The sequence below is a fragment of the Vibrio sp. 10N.222.48.A3 genome, from assembly GCF_041475345.1.
In the GTDB taxonomy this organism is placed as follows: Bacteria; Pseudomonadota; Gammaproteobacteria; order Enterobacterales; family Vibrionaceae; genus Vibrio; species Vibrio tasmaniensis_A.
On sequence record NZ_JBFRVX010000106.1, the window covers coordinates 1 to 2,353 of the forward strand.

The following is a 2,353-nucleotide window of genomic DNA, read 5'->3' on the forward strand; positions in this document are numbered from 1 at the left end:
AAGAGCGAGTACCGTTATTTCCCATTTCTGATCTTTTAGATTAGGTAACTTAATCCCCAAACCACCTGCAAAAAGTAAGAATCCCAGTATTCCTTTTAGGAGGAAGTCTTCAAAGTTGATACTGGCAACGGTTTCTGAAGCGATGTCAGCCAATTGGAACCAATTGTTTTGTCCCGCAATGATAATCAATAGAGATAGCATCATTGAGCCAGCTGTGATGGCGATGGTTGTCTGCATTTTACCAATTTTGGTATTAACGAAAGCAATAAGCATGGCTGCAGCGGACAAGAAGCATAAGGTGTAATAGACCGACATTGGGATTCCAATATGTAACAAAATATGAATATTAATTCTCGTTCTCTCATGCTCAAATAGCAAACATTTTTTTGTCATGACTTGGTTATTTACTTCATGTTTTAGACGTCTAGACTCCTTTCGAATGTGTGGTAGGATGGAGAGATAATTAAAGGAATGAGGTTGTATCGTGGGAAGTAATGTAAGGCAAAAGATTGACGCTCTGTTGAAGCAACGAATTTTACTGATTGATGGTGGCATGGGTACCATGATTCAGGATTATAAATTGGAAGAGCAAGACTATCGCGGTGAGCGATTTGCTGATTGGCATAGTGACTTAAAAGGTAACAACGACCTTTTGGTACTTACACAACCTAAGCTTATCAAAGATATCCATATGGAGTATTTGGAAGCCGGTGCTGATATCCTCGAGACCAATACCTTTAACGCTACAACCATCGCTATGGCCGACTATGATATGGAAAGTCTTAGCGAAGAAATTAACTATGCTGCTGCTAAGTTGGCTCGTGAAGCAGCAGATGAATGGACAGTGAAGACTCCTGATAAACCCCGTTTCGTGGCGGGTGTGTTAGGTCCAACTAACCGAACTTGTTCTCTCTCCCCAGATGTTAATGATCCGGGCTATCGTAATGTTAGCTTTGATGAACTTGTTGACGCTTACTCTGAATCGACTCGTGCGCTTATCAAGGGCGGTTCAGACTTAATTCTTATTGAAACTATCTTCGATACGTTAAACGCGAAAGCGTGTGCTTTTGCGGTTGAATCTGTCTTTGAAGAAGTAGGTATCATTTTACCGGTTATGATCTCCGGTACTATCACAGATGCATCTGGTCGAACGCTTTCCGGACAAACAACAGAAGCCTTCTATAATGCCCTTCGTCATGTAAAACCTATCTCATTTGGATTGAACTGTGCATTAGGTCCTGACGAACTGCGTGAATACGTTGGTGAAATGTCTCGTATTTCAGAATGCAATGTTTCCGCTCACCCTAATGCAGGTTTACCTAATGCATTCGGTGAATATGACTTGTCTCCAGAAGATATGGCTGAACACGTTAAGGAATGGGCTGAAAGTGGCTTCTTGAACTTAATTGGTGGATGTTGTGGTACAACGCCAGAACATATACGCCAAATGGCAGAAGCTGTTGAAGGTGTGACACCGCGCCAATTACCAGATTTACCCGTCTCTTGTCGTCTCTCTGGTTTAGAGCCATTGACGATATCCAAGGAATCTCTGTTTGTTAACGTGGGTGAGCGAACTAACGTTACGGGCTCTGCTCGCTTTAAGCGCCTTATCAAAGAAGAGCTATATGATGAAGCTTTGAGTGTGGCTCGAGAGCAAGTTGAGAATGGCGCTCAAATTATCGATATCAACATGGATGAAGGGATGCTAGACGCTGAGGCGTGTATGGTTAAATTCCTTAATCTATGTGCGTCTGAGCCTGAGATCTCGAAAGTGCCAGTCATGGTCGACTCTTCAAAATGGGAAGTGATTGAAGCGGGTCTGAAATGTATTCAGGGTAAAGGCATCGTTAACTCGATCTCATTGAAGGAAGGGAAAGAGAAGTTTGTCGAACAAGCGAAACTGGTTCGCCGATATGGTGCAGCCGTTATCGTGATGGCGTTCGATGAAGTTGGCCAAGCTGATACTCGAGAGCGTAAGGTTGAGATTTGTACTAATGCCTACAATATTCTGGTTGATGAAGTGGGCTTCCCACCTGAAGATATTATTTTTGACCCGAACATTTTTGCTGTGGCGACAGGTATTGATGAGCATAACAACTATGCGGTCGATTTCATTGAAGCTGTAGGGGACATCAAACGAGACTTACCTCATGCGATGATTTCTGGTGGTGTATCGAATGTTTCGTTCTCATTCCGAGGTAATAACTACGCTCGTGAGGCTATCCACGCAGTATTCCTATACCACTGCTTTAAAAACGGTATGGATATGGGCATCGTAAATGCTGGGCAATTAGAGATTTACGATAATGTCCCTGAGGATTTACGTGAAGCCGTTGAAGATGTGGTTCTAAAC

At 42.9% G+C, this 2,353-nt stretch carries 1 protein-coding gene and 1 pseudogene; one reads left to right on the top strand and one right to left on the bottom strand.

Going from position 1 to position 2,353, the window contains the following annotated elements; translation table 11 throughout:
• Positions 1–393: pseudogene (locus AB4653_RS03970) on the bottom strand (sodium:proton antiporter); the annotation flags it as partial.
• 91 nt (positions 394–484) lie between these two features.
• Here AB4653_RS03970 and metH point away from each other — a divergent pair.
• Positions 485–2,353: methionine synthase (metH, locus tag AB4653_RS03975; RefSeq protein ID WP_372103388.1), on the top strand; the 1,869-nt coding region annotated here is incomplete at its 3' end.